General features: G+C 33.7%; 2 protein-coding genes. Both read left to right on the plus strand.

All coding sequences use genetic code 11. From position 1 onward, the window contains the following. Positions 1 to 792: 792 nt before the first annotated feature. Positions 793 to 1,608, plus strand: a complete 816-nt coding sequence (locus Q0A18_RS13370) for an oxidoreductase (protein WP_292010651.1) — start codon at positions 793 to 795, stop codon at positions 1,606 to 1,608. A gap of 457 nt (positions 1,609 to 2,065) precedes the next feature. After that, the gene (locus Q0A18_RS13375; RefSeq protein ID WP_292010652.1) at positions 2,066 to 2,974 is read left to right on the plus strand and encodes a helix-turn-helix transcriptional regulator; all 909 of its coding nucleotides are present in this window, start codon (positions 2,066 to 2,068) and stop codon (positions 2,972 to 2,974) included. Positions 2,975 to 3,049: the final 75 nt, after the last annotated feature.

The raw sequence follows: 3,049 nt of genomic DNA on the forward strand, positions 1-3,049 counted from the left end.
AATTCGCTTCCCAGTCCATCAGCTAAATTCTGTCAAGGTCAAATCCTCCGGATTTTCAGAAAAACTTTTTGCATATAAAAATCTACACAAAAACTTTTTCAGAAAAACCTTGACAGAATGCCACGCTCATTTTCAAAAGGCTTTCTTTTTTTCTTTTTTTTAGATTTTTTTTCTTAGTTTTCTTTTAGAAATATTTCAACTGAGAAATTTCAAGCGGAAAAGAGAAGGATTAAACTCTTGCTTCAAAACTCTAAAAAACATGTTCAAATTTTAGCCATTTTACTTGCAGATTTGAGCAGGAATTTTTAGTTTTACTACGTAAAATTTAAATTAGGATTTTACCACTTTTTTGCAAATGTCCTATTTGAGGCCATTCACAGAGATGCTACAGCGAAAATCTTATCCATAAAGCGATGAGAAATGGGTACAAAATCCCTCACTCTCCGCAGCAAAAGTCAAATGACATCATTGATAGATCAATGATGTCATTTTTTTATTTAATAGTTATTTTAAATTTTGTTGATGTAGGGTTTTCTCCATTTCAAAATACTCTGCATTGCGTTTTGAATTATAATTGTCTGTAATCCCAGTGAACAGGATTATCTCTATGAATGCTATTTAAAAGCTTTTCCAGTACAAATTTTTCTTATTTAATTTAATGCATCACCTACTCAGAATGTATTTCTACATTCTGCATTTCATCTAAGAAAAGTGTACGACTATCGTGGATTTGTATTAGACCCGTATCTGTCTTTTGTTCTATTTTTGCCTTATAAATTTTAACTCATTAAAATGAAAAAAATTATTCTTATTACAGGAGCCAGCTCAGGAATGGGTAAAGAAACAGCCAGAAAGCTGATTAAGGAGGGACATACGGTTTATACAGTTGCCCGAAGGATAGATCAGATGAAGGATTTACAGGAAATTGGGGGGCATCCTATAAAAATGGATGTTACCATTGAAGCCGATATTGAGAATGTAGTGGGTACTATAATCAAAAAAGAAGGCAAAATTGATGTGCTGTGGAATAATGCAGGATACGGGCTTTATGGCTCTGTAGAAGATGTCCCGTTGGATGAAGCCAGAAAAGAATTTGAAGTCAATGTTTTTGGTATGGCGGCAATGACGCAGAAGGTCGTTCCCTATATGCGGAAAGCTAAGTCCGGAACAATTATCAACACCTCTTCAATGGGGGGTAAAATGTATTTTCCGATGGGAGCCTGGTATCATGCCAGCAAACATGCAGTGGAAGGCTTAAGCGATTGTCTGCGCTTAGAACTCAAACAGTTCAATATTAATGTTGTTATTTTAGAACCCGGTTTTATTGCGACTGAATTCGGCTCCGTTCTTCTAGATGGTTTTTCAAAAATCCGAAAAGATAGCGCTTACCATTCCATGATGAATAAGATTGAAGAAGGAACCAGAAAAGCAGCTGAAGGAAAAGGTTCTTCTCAGCCTTCCGTAATCTCGAACACCATTAGTAAAATAATCAATACCAATAAACCAAAAACAAGATACAGAATAGGAAAGTTTGCAAAACCTATGGTCTGGATGAGAACCTACCTGGGAGACGCTTTATTTGATAAGATTGTCATGAGCCAAATATAATCTTAAGCCCTGTATTTTAATTACTAAAGTGAACAATGTTTTAACCCATTTTTTTTGAAATGAAAACAGTGAAATTTTTATTTCTATTAATATAGATATTTACTGTAAGAACCTTTGTCCAAAACGGACCGGATACTATACTCGGAAAATGGTAGCCTGACAGGAAAGACGTAAGACTTAAAATCTTCAAGCGAGGAATAAATACTATTATGCATGGATAAAAGATGGAAAAATGAATCTTCATAGTTTTATGGAAGTTTTACTATTTGGTAACACAGCCGTTTTCCACCGGTAGAACAAATAAGGTTGGAAGGTACTGTACTTTAAGTTTATAGACAGTATTGATCCTACTTCTTTTAAAATAGTAGTTCACAGGAAAGGACAGACATTTATTACAAAGCTATTTTAAAAGCATTACAATAAAGCATATTAAAATTAAAAAGAAATACATTATACAATGAAACCGATTATCAACCTGAACAGCATATCTGACATCGGTAAGTTTATTCAGCAGGGCAGTGTTAAGCATCCTTTGGTTGCCATTATAGATTTTAGTAAAGTGGATGAATATGTGGAAGCAGGGACAAGGATATCCTGTAATTTTTATTCTGTGATGTTCAAAAACTATTGTATTAATAATATGAAGTATGGGAGGCAGAATTACGACTTTCAGGAGGGAAGTCTGGTATGCATGGCTCCTAAGCAGATCGTGGAGATGGATTCTGAAGTAGAAAAAAGAGATGATATAATGGGGTGGGGACTGTTCTTTCACCCTGATCTGGTCAGAAATACCACCTTAGGAATTAAGATGAAAGATTATACCTTTTTTTCTTATGAAACAGCAGAAGCCCTTCATTTATCAGAAAAGGAGAAAAAGACCTTATATGAGTGCATATTGAACATAGAAAATGAACTGAATGAGAACATCGATAACCATAGTCAGAACCTTATTGTATCCAATATCGAATTATTACTCAATTATTGCTCTCGTTACTATGGAAGGCAATTCATTACTAGAAAAAACTCAAACAGAGATATTGTGGCTCAGGTAGAAACAACTCTGCATGAGTATTTTAATTCTGATCTTTTAAAAGATAAAAGACTTCCATCGGTAAGTTATTTGGCAGATAAAGTCAATTTATCTCCAAATTATCTTAGTGATCTGCTTAAAAAAGAAACCGGAATGAATGCCAAAGATCATATTCATTATCTTCTGATTGAAGAAGCAAAAAATGTTCTGCTGGGAACCAGTAAAAGTATTAGTGAAATAGCATATGATTTAGGTTTTGAGTACCCACAGTATTTTAGTAAACTATTTAAACAGAAAACAGGAAATACTCCTCAGGAATTTCGTAATTTAAATTAGAAAGAAGTAAATCACATTGTTTACAATCCAAATTTAAAAGGGGATAAATAGACCATTCAATTTATTATTTAATAA

This window comes from Chryseobacterium sp. (assembly GCF_022712095.1).
Lineage (GTDB): Bacteria > Bacteroidota > Bacteroidia > Flavobacteriales > Weeksellaceae > Chryseobacterium.

What these genes read in the sequence shown, in the direction of transcription:
- Q0A18_RS13370 (WP_292010651.1), top strand. Translation starts at nt 793, where the DNA reads ATGAAAAAAATTATTCTTATTACAGGAGCCAGCTCAGGAATGGGTAAA.
- Q0A18_RS13375 (WP_292010652.1), top strand. Translation starts at nt 2,066, where the DNA reads ATGAAACCGATTATCAACCTGAACAGCATATCTGACATCGGTAAGTTT.